This window comes from Phenylobacterium immobile (ATCC 35973), assembly GCF_001375595.1.
GTDB classification, from domain to species: Bacteria; Pseudomonadota; Alphaproteobacteria; order Caulobacterales; family Caulobacteraceae; genus Phenylobacterium; species Phenylobacterium immobile.
Window position 1 is genome coordinate 1,915,789 of the sequence record NZ_CVJQ01000001.1, and the last position, 18,998, is coordinate 1,934,786.

19 protein-coding genes are annotated in these 18,998 nt (G+C 65.9%); 8 read left to right on the plus strand and 11 right to left on the minus strand.

The features are described 5' to 3' along the window. Window positions 1–12 precede the first annotated feature (12 nt). Genes BN1313_RS09400 through purN form a run of 3 tightly spaced genes read left to right on the plus strand, consistent with a single transcriptional unit; the run spans window position 13 to window position 2,239 of the window. Entirely contained in the window at window positions 13–804 is a 792-nt protein-coding gene (locus tag BN1313_RS09400; protein ID WP_091739532.1) for a TatD family hydrolase, read from the plus strand. Next, window positions 801–1,610, plus strand: coding sequence for an MBL fold metallo-hydrolase (locus BN1313_RS09405; RefSeq protein WP_091739535.1), 810 nt, complete (start codon window positions 801–803; stop codon window positions 1,608–1,610). The genes BN1313_RS09400 and BN1313_RS09405 overlap by 4 nt, the downstream gene beginning before the upstream one ends. An 8-nt stretch (window positions 1,611–1,618) precedes the next feature. Next, window positions 1,619–2,239 (plus strand): phosphoribosylglycinamide formyltransferase, encoded by a 621-nt coding sequence (gene purN, locus BN1313_RS09410; protein WP_176695953.1) that lies wholly within the window; start codon window positions 1,619–1,621, stop codon window positions 2,237–2,239. Here the strand turns inward: purN and BN1313_RS16975 are convergent. Next, on the minus strand, window positions 2,229–2,363 hold the full coding sequence (locus BN1313_RS16975) for a hypothetical protein (protein WP_281176475.1): 135 nt from the start codon (window positions 2,361–2,363) through the stop codon (window positions 2,229–2,231). The genes purN and BN1313_RS16975 overlap by 11 nt on opposite strands. Before the next feature lie 300 nt (window positions 2,364–2,663). Between BN1313_RS16975 and BN1313_RS09415 the strand changes: the two genes are divergently transcribed. The 3 genes from BN1313_RS09415 to BN1313_RS09425 all read left to right on the plus strand — a co-directional run bounded on the left by BN1313_RS09415 (window position 2,664) and on the right by BN1313_RS09425 (window position 4,682). Continuing rightward, a complete protein-coding gene (locus tag BN1313_RS09415) occupies window positions 2,664–3,155 on the plus strand; it encodes a hypothetical protein (protein WP_141653108.1) in 492 nt (163 codons plus the stop codon). 79 nt (window positions 3,156–3,234) lie between these two features. Continuing rightward, window positions 3,235–4,059: a nucleoside triphosphate pyrophosphohydrolase gene (gene mazG, locus BN1313_RS09420; RefSeq protein WP_091739540.1), complete on the plus strand. Its 825-nt coding sequence runs from the start codon at window positions 3,235–3,237 to the stop codon at window positions 4,057–4,059. Next, complete coding sequence (locus BN1313_RS09425) at window positions 4,056–4,682, plus strand: glutathione S-transferase family protein (protein ID WP_091739543.1); 627 nt, start codon at window positions 4,056–4,058, stop codon at window positions 4,680–4,682. The genes mazG and BN1313_RS09425 overlap by 4 nt, the downstream gene beginning before the upstream one ends. A gap of 33 nt (window positions 4,683–4,715) precedes the next feature. On the opposite strand, the gene hflX is transcribed toward BN1313_RS09425, so the two are convergent. The 8 genes from hflX to dusB form a co-directional block, all read right to left on the minus strand. After that, window positions 4,716–6,032, minus strand: a complete 1,317-nt coding sequence (gene hflX, locus BN1313_RS09430) for a GTPase HflX (RefSeq protein ID WP_091739546.1) — start codon at window positions 6,030–6,032, stop codon at window positions 4,716–4,718. After that, window positions 6,029–6,274 (minus strand): RNA chaperone Hfq, encoded by a 246-nt coding sequence (gene hfq / locus BN1313_RS09435; protein WP_091739549.1) that lies wholly within the window; start codon window positions 6,272–6,274, stop codon window positions 6,029–6,031. The genes hflX and hfq overlap by 4 nt, the downstream gene beginning before the upstream one ends. 104 nt (window positions 6,275–6,378) lie before the next feature. After that, window positions 6,379–7,242 carry a D-amino-acid transaminase gene (locus tag BN1313_RS09440; protein ID WP_091739552.1) on the minus strand — a complete coding sequence of 288 codons (864 nt, stop codon included), beginning with the start codon at window positions 7,240–7,242 and terminating at the stop codon, window positions 6,379–6,381. After that, a complete protein-coding gene (gene ntrX / locus BN1313_RS09445; RefSeq protein WP_091742578.1) occupies window positions 7,242–8,633 on the minus strand; it encodes a nitrogen assimilation response regulator NtrX in 1,392 nt (463 codons plus the stop codon). Before ntrX ends, BN1313_RS09440 begins: the two co-directional genes overlap by 1 nt. Window positions 8,634–8,646: 13 nt before the next feature. Next, window positions 8,647–10,848 (minus strand): sensor histidine kinase NtrY-like, encoded by a 2,202-nt coding sequence (locus BN1313_RS09450; protein WP_091739556.1) that lies wholly within the window; start codon window positions 10,846–10,848, stop codon window positions 8,647–8,649. Between the two features lie 83 nt (window positions 10,849–10,931). Continuing rightward, a complete protein-coding gene (locus BN1313_RS09455; RefSeq protein ID WP_091739559.1) occupies window positions 10,932–12,353 on the minus strand; it encodes a sigma 54-interacting transcriptional regulator in 1,422 nt (473 codons plus the stop codon). After that, on the minus strand, window positions 12,350–13,468 hold the full coding sequence (locus BN1313_RS09460; protein WP_091739561.1) for a two-component system sensor histidine kinase NtrB: 1,119 nt from the start codon (window positions 13,466–13,468) through the stop codon (window positions 12,350–12,352). The genes BN1313_RS09455 and BN1313_RS09460 overlap by 4 nt, the downstream gene beginning before the upstream one ends. Beyond that, on the minus strand, window positions 13,465–14,475 hold the full coding sequence (dusB, locus tag BN1313_RS09465; protein ID WP_091739563.1) for a tRNA dihydrouridine synthase DusB: 1,011 nt from the start codon (window positions 14,473–14,475) through the stop codon (window positions 13,465–13,467). The genes BN1313_RS09460 and dusB overlap by 4 nt, the downstream gene beginning before the upstream one ends. Before the next feature lie 90 nt (window positions 14,476–14,565). Here dusB and BN1313_RS09470 point away from each other — a divergent pair, with 90 nt between their 5' ends. Beyond that, the gene (locus BN1313_RS09470; RefSeq protein WP_091739565.1) at window positions 14,566–15,705 is read left to right on the plus strand and encodes a bifunctional 2-C-methyl-D-erythritol 4-phosphate cytidylyltransferase/2-C-methyl-D-erythritol 2,4-cyclodiphosphate synthase; all 1,140 of its coding nucleotides are present in this window, start codon (window positions 14,566–14,568) and stop codon (window positions 15,703–15,705) included. Here the strand turns inward: BN1313_RS09470 and BN1313_RS09475 are convergent. Beyond that, complete coding sequence (locus BN1313_RS09475) at window positions 15,683–17,974, minus strand: spermidine synthase (protein WP_141653109.1); 2,292 nt, start codon at window positions 17,972–17,974, stop codon at window positions 15,683–15,685. The genes BN1313_RS09470 and BN1313_RS09475 overlap by 23 nt on opposite strands. 80 nt (window positions 17,975–18,054) lie before the next feature. On the opposite strand from BN1313_RS09475, the gene BN1313_RS09480 reads away from it, so the two are divergent. Further along, window positions 18,055–18,549, plus strand: coding sequence for a CinA family protein (locus BN1313_RS09480; protein ID WP_091739572.1), 495 nt, complete (start codon window positions 18,055–18,057; stop codon window positions 18,547–18,549). Here BN1313_RS09480 and BN1313_RS09485 read toward each other — a convergent pair. Next, the gene (locus tag BN1313_RS09485; RefSeq protein ID WP_091739575.1) at window positions 18,546–18,995 is read right to left on the minus strand and encodes a type II toxin-antitoxin system RatA family toxin; all 450 of its coding nucleotides are present in this window, start codon (window positions 18,993–18,995) and stop codon (window positions 18,546–18,548) included. The two genes, BN1313_RS09480 and BN1313_RS09485, sit on opposite strands and share 4 nt — an antisense overlap. Between the last annotated feature and the right edge of the window lie 3 nt (window positions 18,996–18,998).

The following is an 18,998-nucleotide window of genomic DNA, read 5'->3' on the forward strand; positions in this document are numbered from 1 at the left end:
CGCGTTTGAACCATGCTCATCGACAGTCACGTCAACCTCCATGCGCCGCAGTTTGACGAGGACCGCGAGGCGGTGATCGCCCGCGCCCGGGAGGCTGGCGTCGGTCTGATGGTCAACATCTGTGACAAGCTCGCCAACTATGAGAAGAACCGTGCGGTCGCCGAAGCCCCGGACATCTGGTGCACGGTGGGCGTCCATCCGCACGAAGCCAGAGAGACACCGGACCTCGCCCCGCAGACCCTGGTGGCGATCGCCGCTGATCCGCGAGTTGTGGGGATTGGCGAATGTGGGCTGGATTTTCACTATGACCTCAGCCCGCGGGACGTCCAGGCCGAGGTTTTCCGGGCCCATTGCGCAGCGGCGCGCGAGACCGGCTTACCGCTCGTGGTGCACACCCGCGAGGCTGATGACCTGATGGGCGACATCCTGGAAGACGAGCACGGGCAGGGCCCGTTTTCGATCCTGATGCATTGTTATACGTCTGGGCATGCGCTGGCGGCACGCGCCGACCGGCTGGGCGCTTGGTTCAGCGTGTCCGGCATCGCGACCTTCAAGGCCGCGGAAGATGTCCGCGACGTGATCCGTCAAATGCCGGCCGATCGCATTATCGTCGAGACAGACTGCCCTTATCTAGCGCCGATACCCCATCGTGGCCGGCGCAACGAACCGGCCTACATCGCCCACGTCCTGGCGAAGGTCGCGGAGATACGCGGTTGGACGCTTGAAGAGGCCGAGACGAGGACCGCATCTGCGTTCTTTGATCTTTTCCAGAGAATTCCCCGCCCCAGCGGAAGCGTGGCATGACTGAGATTCTGGAGTTCACCATCCTGGGCAGCGGCTCCTCGGGGGGCGTGCCACGGTCCGACGGCGTTTGGGGGCGCTGCGATCCCGCCGATCCGCGCAACCAGCGTTCGCGCTGTTCGCTGCTGGTGCGCCGCAAAGGTCAGGAAGGTGAAGAAACTAGCCTGATCGTAGATACCGCCCCGGAGCTGCGCCAACAGGCCGTCGCAGCGGAGGTGCGCCGGTTGGACGCGGTGCTCTATACGCACGACCATGCTGACCAGACCCATGGGATCGACGACATCCGGCCGTTCTACCAACACCAGAGGCAGGTCATCGATTGCTGGATGGACGCGGCGACCCTCACCAGTCTTACGCGCCGGTTTGACTATGTTTTCGAGACGCAGGGCGGGTATCCTGCCATTGCGCGGCCTGCGCTGATCCCGCCCCATGGGGATTCCTGGTTCATCCGCGGGCCGTCGGGCCGCATTCCGGTGAAGACTTTTGATCAGGCGCATGGGCCAATCCGCTCGGTGGGCTACCGGTTCGGGGGCGTGGCCTATTCGCCGGACGTCTCAAGCCTTGACGAGGCCGCTTTCGCCGCCTTGCAGGGGCTGGATGTTTGGATCGTCGACGCCCTGCGCGACACGCCTCATCCCACCCACGCGAACGTCGAAGCAGCGTTGAGCTGGATCGCCCGGCTCAAGCCGAAGCGGGCGATCCTGACTGATCTGCACATCGATCTGGATTACCAGGAACTCAACGCCCGCCTGCCGCCCGGCGTCGAAGCGGCGTATGACGGCCTGCGCTTCGACCATCTGATTGAGTAGGACAGCCGTTGAAATCACCACTCAACCTGGGATTTCTCGCCTCCGGAAACGGCACAAGCGCACGCGCCATTATCGCCGCGGCGCGCTCGGGCCAGCTGGCGGCGGAGCCTAAGCTGATGGTGAGCAATCGTCGTGATGCGCCGGCCCTGGATTTCGCGCGCGAGAATGGCGTCCCCGCACTGCATATCGCCACCTTGCCAGATGCGGCTGCAGCGGATCACCGACTTGCAGAGGCTCTTTCGAGGCATGGCGTCGATTTCGTTGTTCTGTCCGGGTATCTTCGCCTGCTAGGCTCGAAGGTGCTGAGTCGGTTCCAAGGCCGCATCCTCAACATCCACCCTGGGCTTCTGCCGGAGTTCGGTGGGCACGGGATGTACGGCATGCGCGTGCACGAGGCGGTGATCGCTTCGGGCGTTCGGGAGAGCGGCGCCACCATTCATCTTGTCGATGGCGAATACGACCATGGCGCTGTGGTCGCACAACGCGTGGTTCCGGTTCTTCCAGACGACAGCGCGGCTACGTTGCAGTTGAGGATCGCCGCGCAAGAGCCTGCGTTTTTTGTGGAAACCTTGATCCGGATAGCGAACGGCGAGCTTCACTTGCCCTTGGGGGGCCACGTTATTTCGTGAGATTCGTTCGCCGGAGGATACGCTCAATTGAGCGGTCTTCAGCGCGGTCGAGCAGTTGCAGGAGCATGCCGAGCAGGCGGCTTGCACCGTAGATCAGCAGCACTTGGAGCACGACGCTGGGCATCGGGTCGTCCGAAGTTCGATGGTTGGACCGATACGCGACAGAAGCGTCGGAATACCACAAGTTAACTATCTTGGAAGCTACCCGGGGTTGTGAAAATGACATGCGTCGATTTCCGATAATATACATTAGGCGATGAACTGAAACAGGACCTGCACGGGGCTGCGCTCGGGCGAACTCGCTAAATTGAATCTCTTCGCCTTCTGAAGGCGGTTGATCGTTCCTAACGTGAGATATGGATTTGTACCGGGCGCGCACCTATCTTGAAGCCAAGGGGAAGTCTTTCGAAACGGAGAGTCTTCGATGCGGACTGCAATCTTGGCTGGAGCCGCCGTGGCGGCGCTCAGCTTCTCAGGCGTCGCGCTGGCCGCGCCCGCGTCGGTCACCGTGAATGTCGGCCCGGAACTTCAGGAAAAGGCCGACAAATATGGCCAACGTGATCTGGATCTCCTGACGCGCGACCTGCAACGCACGGTGAGCCATCGCCTCGCACGATCGGGCGCCTATGACGATGCTCGGATCGAGCTGACGCTGGTCGACGCCAAGCCAAACCGCCCGACCTTCGAAGAGATGGGCGCCAGCCTTGGCCTTTCGCCGCTCAGCTTCGGGATTGGTGGCGCGGAGATCGTCGGTCGCGCCATCCGCCCTGATGGTGTGGAAACGCCGATTGGCTACAAGTGGTATGAGACGGATATACGCCAGGCGCCCTATAGATCGACCTGGGGCGACGCGCAGATCGTCTTTGAACGCTTCGCCTACCGCCTCGCCAAGGGCGACCAGGTGGCGATGCGCTGATCCCGCGCGGCTTTGCTTGCACTGATGAACGGCGCGCGGTCAGATCGGTCGCGCGCCGTTTTCTTGTCCGGAACCCATCATGAAGCGCCCGCCTCCGCCTGACGCCCTGCGGCCTATCGATCGGCTGATCGCCATAATGGCGCGCCTGCGCGACGCCGAGGACGGCTGTCCCTGGGACATCGAGCAAACCTTCGCGACCATTGCGCCTTACACGGTGGAGGAAGCCTATGAGGTAGCCGATGCGATCGAGCGCGGCGACCTGGGCGACCTGAAGGATGAGTTGGGCGATCTATTACTGCAGGTCGTTTTCCATGCCCGGATGGCTGAAGAGGCCGGCGACTTCGCCTTCGACGACGTGGCGCGCGCCATCAATGACAAGATGATTCGCCGGCATCCCCATGTTTTTGGTGAAGAGTCCTACGCCGACCTCAGCGCCCAGGTTGAGGGCTGGGACGCGATCAAGGCGGCTGAGCGGGCCGACAAAGGCCGGGCCGATAGCGTGCTCGACGACGTGCCGGTCGGCCTGCCCGCTCTGACCCGCGCCGTGAAGCTCTCCAAGCGCGCCGCCCGCGTGGGGTTCGTGTGGCCATCGATCCATGAGGTTCTGGCCAAGCTGGCGGAGGAAGTCGGTGAGCTGGAGGCCGAGATCGCCGCCGGCGACCTGGACAAGGCCCGCGCGGAACTGGGCGACGTACTGTTCGTCGTCGCCAATATCGCGCGCACGCTGGACGTCGATCCAGAAGACGCATTGCGTGGCACGAATGCAAAATTCGTTCGTCGTTTCCAACACATCGAAGCGCAACTTGCGGTGAGCGGCCGCACGCCGCAACAGTCCGACCTCGCAGAAATGGATGCCTTGTGGAACGAGGCGAAGGCCATCGAGAAGAGCAAGGCGGCGGAATGATCCTCATCGGCCAGTTCGATTCGCCCTTCGTGCGCCGGGTCGGCGTGGCGATGCAGGTCTATGGCCTGGCCTATGAGCACAGGCCCTGGTCGACCTTCGGCGACGCCGACCTGATCCGCCCGTACAATCCCCTCACCCGCGTGCCGACCCTCGTGCTGGACGGTGGCGAGGTGCTGATCGAGAGCTTCGCGATCCTGGATTGGCTCGACGAACTGGCGGGCCCGGATAAGGCGTTGATCGACGCCGCGGGCGACGGTCGTCGTCAAACGCTGCGCCGCTCAGCCCTGGCCACGGGTCTCTGCGATAAGATGGTCAGCCTCATCTACGAGCGCGCCCTGCACGACGTGACGTCGGAGGCTTGGCTTAACCGCTGCGAAACCCAGGTCGGCGCAGCGATGGACGCGCTGGAGCGTGAGCGGGCGGGTGCAGCCCTTCCCTACTGGTCCGGTGATCGACTCACCCACGCCGACATCTCCCTTGCTTGCGCCGTCCGCTTCCTGGGCGAGGCGCATCCGACGATCTTTGCGCTCGCCCGCTGGCCGAACCTCGTGGCGCACGGGGAACGCTGCGAGGCGCTCGCGGCTTTCCAGGCTGTGAAGCAGGTTTTCATTCCGCCGGCTTGAAGCGGATGTCCCCAGGGTGGCGCTTAGGACGTCTTACCGCGCCTTCACGTAGGCTTGCGGGAATCGTTGCTCGAACTGACCCAGGGCCTGCGGCGAAAGGCTGACTTCCAGACGCACGGAACCGTCGTGGTCGTCTGAGCGGTCGATGACGCGGCCATTGCGGTAGAGCCAGGCGATCGCCTCCCCCTCGCCTGCGGGCGTGTAGATTGCGACCGGCGCGGCCTCGTCGACCAGACCCGCCAGGGCGTCGAGCAGGAGGTCGCACCCCTCCCCAGTCTCCGCCGAAACGCAGATCGCTTGTGGGTCAGCGCGCCGCGCGTCGCGTTCAGCTTCGTCTCGCGCGTCCGGGTCGAGCAGGTCGATCTTGTTCCAGACTTCGACCAGTCGCTGTTCATCGGCCTCGATGCCAAGTCGCGCGAGCACGGCGCGGACATCCTTCGCCTGGGCCAGGCTCTCTTCGCTGGCGATGTCGCGCACGTGGAGCACGACATCGGCCTCGGCGACTTCCTCAAGGGTGGCGCGGAAGGCCTCGACCAGTTCGTGGGGCAGGTCGGAGATGAAGCCGACGGTATCGGACAGGATCGCCGGCCGGCCATCGGGCAGCTTCACCAGGCGCAAGGTCGGATCCAGGGTGGCGAACAGCATGTCCTGGGCCACGACATCGGACTGGGTCAGCCGGTTGAAGAGCGTCGACTTGCCGGCGTTGGTGTAGCCGACCAGGGCGACCGCCGGGTACGGATGGCGCTGGCGCGCGCCGCGCTGCAAGGTCCGGGTGCGGCGCACCTCGTCGAGGTCTCGTTTCAGGCGGCCGATCTTGTCGGCCAGAAGGCGGCGGTCGGTCTCGATCTGGGTTTCGCCTGGGCCGCCCATGACGCCGAAGCCGCCGCGTTGGCGCTCCAAGTGGGTCCAGGTGCGGACGAGGCGTGAGCGTTCGTAGGACAGGCGCGCCAGCTCGACTTGCAGGCGGCCCTCGCGGGTGCGAGCGCGGCGCGCGAAGATCTCGAGGATCAGGCCGGTGCGATCGATCACCTTGGCTTCCCAGGCGCGTTCGAGATTGCGCTGCTGGACGGGCGTCAATTGATCGTCGACCACCACCACCGTGGCGTCGCAGGCCTGGATGGTCAGTCCGATCTCGTCGACCTTGCCGCGACCGAACAGGGTCGCAGGGGTTAGCTTGCGCAGGGGCGCGATGAGCGTCTCGCGCACATCGAGATCGAGCGCGAGGGCCAGGCCCACAGCCTCTTCCAGGCGTGCGGAGGCCGCCCGGTCGGGCCCTCGGCCCTCCCGGTCGGGGTGGACGACAACCGCGCCTTGAATGGGCGCGGCGTGGTCAATGAGTTTTGAGGTCAATCGTCGCCGTCGTCGGCCGGCTCATACAGCTGCACGGGCTGAGCGGGCATGATGGTGGAAATCGCGTGCTTGTAGACGAGCTGGGACTGCCCGTCGCGGCGGAGCAGCACACAGAAATTGTCGAACCAGCTGACCACGCCCTGCAGCTTGACGCCGTTGACCAGGAAGATGGTGAGAGGGGTCTTGGACTTCCGGACGCTGTTCAGGAAGGTGTCCTGCAGGTTCTGTTTCTTATCGCTCATAGCGGTGGCTCAACTCTTCTTCTTTTCATTTCGGACGGCCAATGCGCCATCCACACACAAGGCGCACGCTAGCTTGCGCCCAACAGCGGAAGCAAGGGCTGGCGTCAGATGGCGCCGGCGATTGCGTGCTCGATATAGAGATTGCGCAAGCGCATCGCCACTGGGCCGACCGATCCATCGCCCACGGGCCGACCATCCACCGCGATCACAGGCAGGACCAGCGAGCCGGCGCCCGTAATGAAGGCTTCCCTTGCAGCGATGGCGTCACCGGGCGTGAAGGGCCGCTCGTCGATCATCAAGCCTTCGGTCTGCATCGACTCGATCAGGGTCTTGCGCGTCACACCCCGCAGGATGTTGGCGTTGGTGTCGCGGGTCCGCAGGCGTCCGTCCTGGTCGACGATCCAGGCATTGGATGACGCGCCTTCGGTGACGAAACCCAGGTCATCGACGAACCAGGCCTCATAAGCGCCCGCCTCGCGCGCGGCCTGTTTGGCCAGCGCATTCGGCAGCAGGCCCACGGTCTTGATGTCGCAGCGACCCCAGCGGTTTTCGGGCGTTGTGACCACCGTTACCCCCTTTGCCGCGCGCGCCTCTGAGGCCGCCCGGTCCAAGCCTCTGACTGTGATCACGACGGCGGGGCGCACTGGCGCGGTCGGAAAGGCGTGATCGCGCGGCGCGACGCCACGACTGACCTGGAGGTAGACCGTGCCTTCGCGCACGCGATTGCGCCGAACGGTCTCCTTCAGGACGAAGGTGAGCGCCTGGCGGCTCATCGGCATGGCGATCTTCAGTTCCGATAGGCTGCGCTCCAGCCGCTCGAAGTGACCTGCCGCATCAGCCATGCGGCCGCCGAACAGGGCCCAGACTTCGTAGACGGCGTCAGCCAGCTGGTAGCCGCGGTCCTCGATGTGGACGACAGCCTGGCCGTGGGGCACGAAACGGCCATTGACGTAGGCGACACGGCCCATCAGCCGACCTCTTCCTCGACTCCGCGACCACCGGATAAGCCAAGGCTCTTCAGCTTGCGGTGAAGCGCCGAGCGCTCCATGCCGATGAAGGCGGCCGTGCGCGAGATATTGCCGGAGAAGCGCATCATCTGGGCGTTCAGATACTCCCGCTCGAAGACCTCACGGGCTTCGCGTAGGGGCAGCGCGATGATCTTTTCAGCGCCCAACCCCCCGGCCTGGTCGCTGACCGAGGCCTCGGCTGGCAGCATCTCGGCGGTGATCGCATCGGCCGGCGCGCCGGAGGCCAGGATCAGCATGCGTTCAATGTTGTTGCGCAGCTGGCGGACATTGCCGGGCCAGGCGCGGACCTGCAGACTGGCCAGGGCGTCATCGGCCAGACGTCGGCGCGGCATGCCGGTCGCCTCGGCGATGCGCTCGATGAAATATTCCACCAATTCTGGAATATCCTCGCGCCGCTCCGCCAGGCCGGGGACATTCACCGGCACGACGTTCAGGCGGTGGAAGAGGTCTTCGCGGAAGCGCCCGGCGGCGATCTCTTCGCGTAGATCGCGAGAGGTGGAAGAAACGACGCGGACGTCGACCTCGACATCGCTGTCGCCGCCGACGCGCCGGAACCTCTGCTCGACCAGGACGCGCAGAATGCGCCCTTGGGTTTCGCGCGGCATGTCGGCCACTTCGTCGAGGTAGAGCGTGCCGGCGTGGGCGCGTTCGAACACGCCGATCTTAGCGGTGCGCCCCCCCTCGCCTTCCTGGCCGAAAAGTTCGACATCCATGCGCTCCGGCGTCATGCCGGCCGCGCCGATGGCGACAAACTCCCCCTTGGCGCGCTGGCCGGCGGCGTGGATCAGTCGCGCCACCGTTTCCTTGCCCGCCCCGGAAGGACCAGAAATCAGCACGCGACTGTTGGCGGCCCCCAGCTTCGTGACCATGTTGCGCAGCTGCTGAGCGGCCACGGAACGGCCCAGCAGGCCTTCGGGCGTAATCGCCTGGGTGCGTAGCCGGCGGTTCTCGCGGCGCAGCGATGAGGCCTCAAGCGCACGCTCGACGACGAGCAGCAGGCGGTCGGATTTGAAGGGCTTTTCCAGGAACTCGTAGGCGCCGCGCTTGATCGCGTTGACCGCGGTCTCGATGTTGCCGTGGCCGGAGATCATCAACACCGGGAGGTCGACGTCGAGCGCCTTGACCAAGTCGAGCAACTCCAGACCGTCCATGCCGCCGCCGGCCATCCAGATGTCGAGGATCAGCAGGGCGGGCTTACGCGCGCGGATAGCGGCCAGGGCGGATTCGGAGTCGTTGGCGGTGCGGACCTCGTAGCCTTCGTCCGACAGAATGCCGGCCACCAGCTCGCGGATATCCGCCTCATCGTCGACCACCAGAACATCAGCCGCCATCAGCAAGCATCCTCTACGCCGAAATCGAAAGGGTGGCGCCCGGCCGCACGCGGGCGGTCGCGGGCAGCCGCAGGCTCGCCAGAGCGCCGCGACCATAGTGCGAATCGGCGAGATCGAGCTCGCCGCCATGGTCTTCCATGATCCGTTTGACGATGGCGAGACCAAGGCCGGTGCCCTTCTCGCGCGTCGTCACATAGGGTTCGGTCAGTCGATCGCGATCCTTGGCCGGCAGGCCCACGCCATTGTCCTCAACCTCGAAGGCGACGCCGTCCTCGTTCTCGACCAGCCGCGCGCGGACCTTACCGGCCAGATCCGGTTCGGCGGCCTGTCGGGCGGCGACGGCCTCCGCGGCGTTCTTCAGCAGATTGGTCAGCGCCTGGGAGAGCATGCCGCCGTCGGCAAGAATGCGGGCCGCCGGCGCTGGCTCCTCCATCTCGACCTCGATGTCGGGGCTGCCGACGCGGCGGGCGAAGACGGCGGCGCGCAGCAATTCGGCCGCGTCCTGCTCGCTGAACTTTGGCGCCGGCATGCGAGCGAAGGCCGAGAATTCGTCGACCATGCGGCCGATATCCCCGACCTGTCGGATGATCGTGTCGGTGCAGCGGTCGAAGGTATCGAGTTCGCTCTCGGCGATGTCCTTGCGGTATTTCTTGCGGATACGCTCCGCCGACAGCTGGATCGGCGTCAGCGGGTTCTTGATTTCGTGGGCGATACGGCGGGCGACGTCGCGCCAGGCGGCGTTGCGCTGGGCAGTGACCAGGCGCGTGATGTCGTCGAAGGTTAGCACCAGGCCGCCTTCGCTGCGGCTGGCGCGCACCCGAAGGCGGCGGGTGTCGCGGCCGCGGATGACGTCGACCTCCTCCTCGACGCCCCCTTCGGCAACGATCGAGGCGAGTTCCGGGGCGATCTCCGACAGGCTTCGGCCGATCCCACGACCCTGAGGCAGGGCCAGCAAGATCTGCGCCTGGCGGTTGGCGGCGGAAACTGCGCCCTCGGCGTCGAGGCCGATGACCCCGGCGCTGACTTCTGAGAGCACCGTCTCGATGAATTGGCGGCGGCTTTCGGCTTCGTCGCTCGCGCTCTTCAGCGCCGCCTGCTGAGCCTGCAGGTCGTGGGTCATGCGGTTGAAGGCGCGCGACAGGATGGCGATCTCGGCGGGATCGCGATCGGCGTCGACACGGGCGTCGAGGTCGCCGGCGGCCACGCGGCCCGCAGCCTGCACCAGCCGTCCGATGGGACCGGTAATAGCGTTCGCCGCGGCCATGCCGAGCCAGACCGCCCCGACCAGGACAAGGAGCGCGGTCTCGGCGTAGCTGATGATGAAAATTGTCTGGATTTGCGCGCGGCTCTGGGCGGTCTCGCGATAGGAGATGAGCGAGTCCTCCGCCTCGCGCAGGTGGTTGATGATCCCCTTCTCCACGGGCAGGACCACGTAGAGATAGGCGTCGGGATAGGCGCGCAGCCGATATACCGCACGCATGAAGTCGGGTGAATCGAAGGGCGGCACAGAGATGTCGCCCTCGTCGGCCGCTTTGAAGCTGGTCGGGGGCGGCAGGATGAACCCTGGCGCGTCAGCCGTCTCGGCGCGGGCCAGGACGCGGCCGTCACGGTCCACCAGATAGGCGGCCGGGAAGCTGTGATAGGAGGCCAGGATCGCCAGGTAGTGATTGAAGCCGATCGGACTTTCCTGCAGGTGCGCCGCCTCACGATTGAGGTCTGCGCCCATGATCGTCACGTGCTCCTGGATATAGCGTGTCTGGTCCTCGACGTAGGATCTGGCGACTGTCGCGGAGTTCTCGACGACGGTCTGCACCCGCTCGCTGAACCAGTTGTCGATGCCCCGATTGACGAGCACGCCGTAGAACAGCGCGACGACGACCGCGGGCGCGACCGCGGCCAGGGCGAACATGGTGACAAAACGCAGGTGCAGACGGGCTGCGGCGTCGGCGCGGTCATGGACCAGGCGCAGGAGTTGCAGGCCCACCAGCGCCGATAGGCCCAGGATCAGGACGAGGTTGAAGGTCAGGACCGCCAGGATCTGCGCACTGGCGGGCCCAAGGGGGCCCTTCTCCGGGGGCGCAGCCGCAAGCAGGATGGCCGCCCCCGTCAGGATCGCCGCCAGCCCATAGCCGCAGCCCAGGACCGCGCGAGACTGTGCGATACGCCAGAGGCGTTGGGTAGCGGCTCCGCGCAGACTGTCGGCGGTCAGGACCATGCCAGCGAAAACTAAGGCACTGTGCCCTCAAATCAACAGAGATGTCGCCGCAGGGGCGCAGTCCGCCCCGCGGCCGCAGACCGTCAGCGCCGGCCGCGGGCCATCTCCACGCCGAGATCCTGGATCTTCTTGCGCAGGGTGTTGCGGTTGAGACCAAGGATTTCGGCCGCGCGCACCTGGTTACCGCGCGTGGCGGCGAGCGTCAGCTGGATCAGTGGGCGTTCGACCTCCTCGAGGACGCGATCGTACAGACCCGCGGGGGGAACGCCTTCCGGCTGGTCGGCGAAGTAGGACGACAGCTTTCGCTCGACGATTTGCGAGAGCGTCGCCGGACCTTCCTGGCCTTCGACCACCGGCTGCTGGTCCGCCAGTTCGCGCTCGATAATCCGGGCGGTGATCTGATCTTCGGCGTAGAGGGCGCAGATCCGGCGGATCAGGTTCTCAAGTTCACGGACGTTGCCTGGCCAAGCGTGCAGCTTCAGCCGATCGAGCGCATTGCCGTCGATCGTCTTGGCGGGCAGGCCCTCGCGGTTTGCGCGCAGCAGGAAGGCGCGCGCGAGATCCGGGATGTCATCGGTGCGATCGCGCAGCGGCGGCAGGCGCAGCGGTGCGACGTTCAGGCGGAAGAACAGGTCCTCGCGGAACAAGCCCTGCTGGATCAGGCCGCGCAGATCGCGGTTCGTCGCGGCGATGATCCGGACGTTGGGCCGGCGGCCCGTCTTGGGGTTGAGCGCCGGCTCTGAGCCGTCGATCACCCGTAGCAGGCGGGTCTGCGCATCGAGCGGCATGTCGCCGATCTCGTCGAGGAACAGGGTGCCGCCATCGGCCTCGACCAGCTTGCCGACATCACCCTCGCCCTTGCCGAATAGTTCGCTTTCGACGCGTTCGCGTGGCACGGCGGCCAGGTTGATGACGACGAACTTGCCGTCGCGACGGCGGCCCATGTCGTGCAGGGCGCGGGCCACAAGTTCCTTGCCGGTGCCGGATTCTCCGAGGATCAGCACTGTCAGGTCAGCGCCGACCAGGCGCGCGACGGTGCGATAGACGTCCTGCATCGGGCCGGAACGGCCGATCAACGGCAGGCGATCATCACGGACGGCGCGGGCCTGGGCTTTTGAAGCCTCGGCGTCGGCCGGACGCATCAGAGCGCGCCGCGCCGCCGAAGTCATGTCGTCCAGGTCGAAGGGCTTGGGCACATAATCGAAGGCGCCGACTTCGGCGGCGTTGACCGCGGTCAGCAGGGTGTTCTGCGCGCTCATGACGATGACCGGCAGCTTGGGCCGCTCTTTGCGGATGCGCGGCAGCACGTCGAAGACATTCTCGTCGGGCATCATTACGTCGGTGACGACCAGGTCGCCCTCGCCATCGGTCACCCACTTCAGGAGCGTCGTGGCGTTGCCGGTGGCGCGGACCTGATAGCCCAGGCGCGTGAACGCTTGCGAGAGCACCAGCCGGATGGAGGCGTCGTCGTCGGCGATCAGGATTTTCTTGCTGGCCGCGTTCATGTGTTGACGTCCTCTTCGGTGGCGATGGGCAACAGCACCCGGAAAACGGTCCGTCCGGGTTCGGAATCGAAATCGATCAGGCCGCCGTGGCCGGCGACAAGCTTGGCCACCAGGGCTAGGCCGAGGCCTGCGCCGTTGGCTTTGGTGGTGACGAAGGGCTGGAACAGGCTGTCGCGCAGGTGGGCGGGAACCCCGGGACCGTTGTCCTGCACGCGAATCTCCAGCGGCGCGCCATGCAGCGCCTGGCCGGTGGAGGACCGCACGCGCACGCCGTGGCGGTAGGCCGTGTGGATCGAGACCTCGCCGCGGCCATCGCCGCGGCTATGCGCGGCCTCGGCGGCGTTCTTCACGAGGTTGAGGAAAACCTGGATCAGCTGGTCTTCGTCGCCGCGCGTCGGCGGCAGCGAAGGGTCGAAACGTTCGCGCAGATAAAGACCGTCGGCGAAGCCATTGACCGCCAGCGCTCGCACCCGGTCCAGGACCTGGTGGATGTTGATCGGCGTCAGGCTGGGCAGGGCGTCGTCGGAGAAGGCCTCCATCCGCTCGACCAGGCGGCGGACCCGGTCAGTCTCGTCGACGATCAGTTGGGCGAGCGGCGCGTCCTCGGCCTTAGCGCCGGACTTCAGGAGCTGGGCGGCGCCACGAATGCCGGCCAGCGGGTTCTTGATCTCATGGGCCAACATGCGGCCGAGCCCGACGATGGAGCGTAGGCCAGCGCCTTCGAGGTTGTTGCGGTCGGTGATGCCATGGCCGCGGACGGTGAGGGTCAGCAGGACCGAGCCGTCGCCTAGGGGGGCGGCTGCGCCGTCCGCCTCGAAGGGCGCGAGGCCGAAGAGGCTGATTTGCAGGCCGCGTTCGCGCACCTTGACGCGTTCGACCAGGGCGCGGTCGAGCAGCGACACCAGGGTCGACCCCGGCGGCAGGGCCGAACCGAACCGGCCGCGCGACAGCAGCGACAGGCCTTGGCCGAAGAGCGCCTCGGCCGCCTCGTTGGCCGCCACCAGGGCGCCGTCGGGGTCGATCACGAGGGCGGGGTCAGGGCTGAGCTCAAAGGCCGCCGACTTCAGGGCGTCAATTTCCGGAGACTTGTTGCTCAGCCTGTTGCGCGTGCTCATGCCGCCAGTCGCCTTTCGGGATATCGCCACAGGGCTGTAAGCGCCGCCTCGACCTCGACGGGCCTTTCGAGCCGGCAAAGCTGCGCGCGGGCGGCGCGTCGTTCTAAGGGGTCCGCTGGCCAGGGCGCCTGTTCGACATAGGCGGCCAGATGCTTGCGGAAGATTTTCAGGCCCAACCGGTCGCCATAGAAGGTCAGGCTGTCGCGGAAGTGGTCGAGCACGATCGCCAAGCGCGCCTCTGCGTCGGGGGCCTCGAACGCCTCGCCGGCCAACTCTGATTCGATCTGGGCGGCGAGCCACGGCCGGCCGAGTACGCCGCGACCCACCATGACCGCGTCGGCGCCGGATTGATCCAGGGCCTGGCGCGCCGTCGCGCCATTGACGATGTCGCCGTTGACGATGACCGGGATCGAAACCGCGGCCTTGACCTTGGCGACCTCTGACCAATCGGCGCGGCCGGTGTAGAATTGCTGGCGTGTCCGGCCATGTACGGTGATGGCCGCAAGGCCAAGCGCCTCGGCGCGTTTCGCCAGGTCGGGGGCGTTCTTGCTGTCGGCGTCCCAGCCCAGTCGCATTTTGACGGTGACGGGCACGCTGACCGCGCCAACCGCAGCCGCCATCAGCGCCTCGGCCAACTCCGGTTCGCGCATCAGCGCCGAACCCGACGCCGCACCTGAGGTCACTTCCTTGGCGGGGCAACCAAAGTTCAGGTCGATAATCTGGGCGCCCGCATCCTGCGCCAAACGCGCGCCTTCAGCGACGTGTGTCGGATCACGGCCAACGAGTTGTACGACCATCAACGGCAGACCCTCGCCGACAGCGGCGCGACGGACAACATCCGGACGTCCCTTGGAAAATTCGGCGCAGGCGACCATTTCGGTGGCGACATAGCCCGCGCCCAGGCGGCTGGCCGCTCGGCGAAACGGCAGGTCGGACACGCCAGTCATCGGCGCGATCCACACCCGGCTATCCACCTCTACCCTACCAAGCTTGAGCAAACTGCTCATTTTGTGAACATCCCCATCGCCGCCTTTTTAGGCATATTATTCGCCTGCGTAAAGCCTGGACATGAGACCGCCAAACCGGAAGAACGACGCATGGATTTTTCAGCGGTGATCGTCGCCGCAGGCTCCGGCCTACGCGCCGGCCCTGGCGAGTCAAAGACCTGGCGCCGCCTTGGCGGCAAGCCCGTCCTACGCTGGTCTGTGGAAGCTTTCGCCGCCGCCGGCGCGCGACAGATCGCCGTGGTTATCTCGCCCGATCGGCTGGAGTTTGCGCCGGCCGTTCTGGAGGGCCTCTCGGGCTGGACGCTCGTGCCCGGCGGTGTGACCCGGGCGCAGTCGGTGCGCTCTGGCCTGGCGGCGTTGCACCTGGGTGAGGCGGTTCTGATCCACGATGCGGCGAGGCCTTTTGTCGGGGCCGCGCACATTGAACGACTGATCGCCGCCCTGGCGAATGCGGAAGGCGCGCTTCCTGCCCTACCGGTCGCCGACACCTTGAAGCGCGGCGACGGTTTGGTGTCCGAGACGGTTTCGCGCGAGGGCCTGTGGCGCGCTCAGACCCCGCAGGCCTTCCGTCGCGCTGCGCTGGACTCCGCTTTGGCCTCGTGGCCGGCTCATGAAGAGCCGACTGATGACGCCGTCATGGTGGAGCGCGTCGGCGGCCGCGTCGTGCTGACGCCGGGCGATCCCATGCTGATGAAGCTGACCTATCCGGAGGATTTCGCCATGGCCGAACGCCTTGCCGGCGGCCAGCGCCTGATGCGCATTGGCCAGGGCGTTGACGCTCACCGATTCGGACCGGGCGACAGTGTCTGGCTGTGCGGCGTCGAAGTGGCCCACAGCCAAGGCATGATCGGCCATTCCGATGCAGATTGCGGACTGCACGCCCTGACCGACGCGGTCTTGGGCGCGATCGGCGCAGCCGACATCGGCGCGCATTTCCCGCCCAGTGATCCGCAGTGGAAGGGCGCGGCGTCGCACCAGTTCCTGAGCCATGCCATGGGACTGGTGGCGGCGCGCGGCGGACGTGTCATCAACGTGGATGTGACCTTGATCTGCGAGCGGCCCAAGATCGGCCCGCATCGCGAGGCCATGCGCGCCCGTATCGCCGAGATCATGGATCTGCCCGTCGACCGGATCAGTGTGAAGGCAACCACGACCGAAGGCATGGGCTTCACCGGCCGACAAGAGGGCCTGATGGCTCAGGCCGTTGTCACCGTTGAGACGCCTTCATAAAGCTGCCGGCGAACGGCACGTCGAGGCGGCGTATCATGGCGCCGGCGAGGTTCGTGTAGTCGTCCGTCCAGGGCCGCGTGTCCGTCTGGTCCAGGATGGTCCAGCGCGGGTCATCTAGGAAACGCTCCATGGCCGCGCGTGAACGACCGAGGACCAGCACGTTTTCAGAGGATTCCACCACGTCGGCCACGCGGTCGGGCCTGCGATACTCCTGGTAGAGGGCGACCGCGCCGGCGCCTTTGGCGCTGGCCTGGGCCGGCGTGACCAACTCCAGGTTGCGATTGGAGAGGTGGAGCACGATCACCCCGTCGGGCTTGATGCGCGCAAGATACATCCGCATCGCCTCCACCGTCAGCAGGTGCGCCGGGATAGCATCGGAGGAGAAGGCGTCGATCAACAGGACGTCAAAGGTGTTCGGCGGCTCCTTCTGCAGGGTAAGGCGTGCATCGCCCACCCGGTAGTCGACCGTACCGACGGCGCAATCGCGCGTGTAGCTGAAGTGCGTGGGGTCGCTGGCCAGGCGGACCACCAGCGGGTCGATCTCGAAGAAGGTCATGTGGTCGCCCGGGCGGACATAGGCTGAAACCGTGCCCGCGCCCAATCCCACTGCGCCGATGCGAACTGTCGTCTTCTCGGTTTGCAGGGCGGCGATGGTCTGGCCGATGGCGGTCGCCGGTGCGTAGTAGGTGAGCGGCAAGCAACGCCACGCCGTGGCGTAGGCCTGCGCTCCGTGAAGGGTCGTTCCGTGGCTGAGCGTTTTCACCGGACCGCCGATGTCCGGAACGTGGACCCAGCCCTCGCGGACCACGCCGAAGAAGCTGCGCCAAGTCTGGCTGGTGGAGACTCGGTCTGCTGCATGATGCGAGGCTAGCGAGATTGCGCCGACCATTAGGACGAAGAGGACCGTACGGTCGCGGATCAGGAAGGCTGCGACTACGCCCCCGCCCAGGCAGGCGCGCACGCCCAAGTTAAAGAGCTCAATTTGAGTCATGCCGCCAAAGACGACCTTGGCGGTCATCAGTGGGGCCACGAAGGCGTAGAGCAGTTGTACGCTCACACAGGCGATCAGGCCCGCGGCGAAGATGGCGCCGAGCCGCAGGGTCATGGACGTCCGTGACCTTGGCCTGGCGAGGCCTGCGAGGACCAGGCCGATGGGATATTCCCAGACATTGTCGAAGATCACGGGCGCGATGAACGCGTTGAAGCCGCCGCCGACTACTCCGCCCAGAGACATCCAGAAATAGAACTCGGTCAGTTGGCTGGCGTCCGGTCGTCTGGCCACCAAGTGCTGATGGCAGACGAGCGCGGTGAAGAAGAAGGCTGCCAGGTGGATGATCAACTGCGTCAACAGGTTGGTCGTGGCGTAGGGCAGCATGGCCGCACAAGCCGCCACCGCGGCGGCCTGGACGATCAGGGCGACGTTCGATGAGATCGCCGGCCGCGCCTGGAAGGCGACGATGAAGGTGATGAGATAGAGCGCCAAGGGGACGACCCACAGGAAGGGCGCCGAGGCGACGTCGGTCGTCAGGTGGGTGGTCACGCCCAGCATCAAGCTGGACGGCGCGGCGGCTAGACCGAGCCAGATCAGCCGCTGGGACCAGGTGACGGGGGCGGCCGGAGGCGGGACCGCGCGCACGCCATTAAGGACCACGGCGCGAGCGGCGCGGCGGCCCAGCGCGATCATCAGCAGAGCGAATGCGACGTAGAGCACGCTCCAGCCGAGGCGTTGCGCCTGCAGGGCGAGCGTCGGCTCAATCAGCAGCGGATAGGCCAACAGGGCAACCAGGCTGCCGAGATTGCTCGCCGCATAGAGGCTGTAGGGTTCGCGGCCGACGGTTCGGGCGTACCAGGCCTGCACGAGCGGCGCGGTCGCTGAAAGGGCGGCGAAGGGCGCGCCCACAGATAGCGTCAAAGCCGCCAGCAGCCATAGGATCGGCCGGTCGGACGAAGGTTCTCCCACAAAGGCGGGAATGCGCAACGGAAGGGCGAAAGCGGCGGCGATGAGCGCAGCGCCGTGGATCGCCGCCTGGACGCCCAGCCGCTGAACCTTTTGCAGCAGGTGGGCGTAGCCATAGCCGGCCAGGAGGGCGATCTGGAAGAACGCCATGCTGGTGTTCCAGATCGACGGCCCTCCCCCCAGGAGCGGCAGGGCGAGCTTGGCCACCATCGGCTGGACCAGGAAGATCAACCCTGCGCCGCCCAGGGTGGCCGCGACAAACAGGGCGGCGGGCGGCGGGCCGGACCGGGTCTGATCAGTTGAATTCGTCATCAACGCTGAATCGCCTTGAACGTCCGGGTGGCGGAATGCTCCTGTGGGAGTCGCCAATGGCTAAGCCTTCAGGGGATGCGATGTTTCCGCAAGAGATCAAGACCGTCGCGGAGATGCTGGTCGACGCTGCGCGCGACAGACACCTGCGAATCGTCACTGCGGAAAGTTGTACGGGCGGTCTGGTGGCCGCTGCGATCACCTCCATCCCCGGTTCGTCAGAGGTCTTCGACCGGGGCTTCGTCACCTACTCCAATCGGGCCAAGCAGGAGATGCTGGGTGTCGCGGGCGACCTGATCGCTGATATGGGAGCCGTCTCAGAGCCGGTCGTGAGGGCCATGGCCGAGGGCGCGTTGGCGCGGTCGAACGGCCTGATTTCAGTGGCGATTACGGGGGTCGCCGGACCCGGCGGTGGTTCGGCTTTCAAGCCGGTTGGCACAGTCCACTTTGCGACGGCGCTCACCAATCAGGATGTCCGACATCGCGAATTCCACTTCAACCATGAGAGTCGTGAGGCCGTGCAGATGGCGGCGACCCTTACGGCGCTGCAGCTTTTGGTTGAGCGCGCCGAAATCTAAGAGCGGTAGCGGCGCGCGGCCTCGGCCTCGAAACAGCCGATCAGCCGATCCACGGCGTGACTGAAGTTCGCCGCGAGCAGCGCCTCCAGCAGGCGCGACTTGAAGGCGAAATCGATGCTGAAATCGATGCGGGTCTGGCCGTCGACCGTAGCGGAGAAGGCCCAGCGGTTGTCGAGCTTTCGGAAGGGTCCTGAGAGGAGGCTGACGTCGATGGTGCGCGCCGACGCGTCCCGGCGTACGCGGGTGGCGAACCGCTCCTTGAGAAAGGCGAAGCCGACGCCGGCCTCGGCGTCAAGACTATCGATCCCCGCCTCCCGACTCTGGGTGTTCCAAGTCCGCATGTGGGTGATCCAGGGGACGAACTGTGGATAACGCTCCACATCGCCCACCAACGTAAACAACTGGTCAGGCGTGTAAGGCAACACCTTGGAGACTTGGTGGCGCAATGG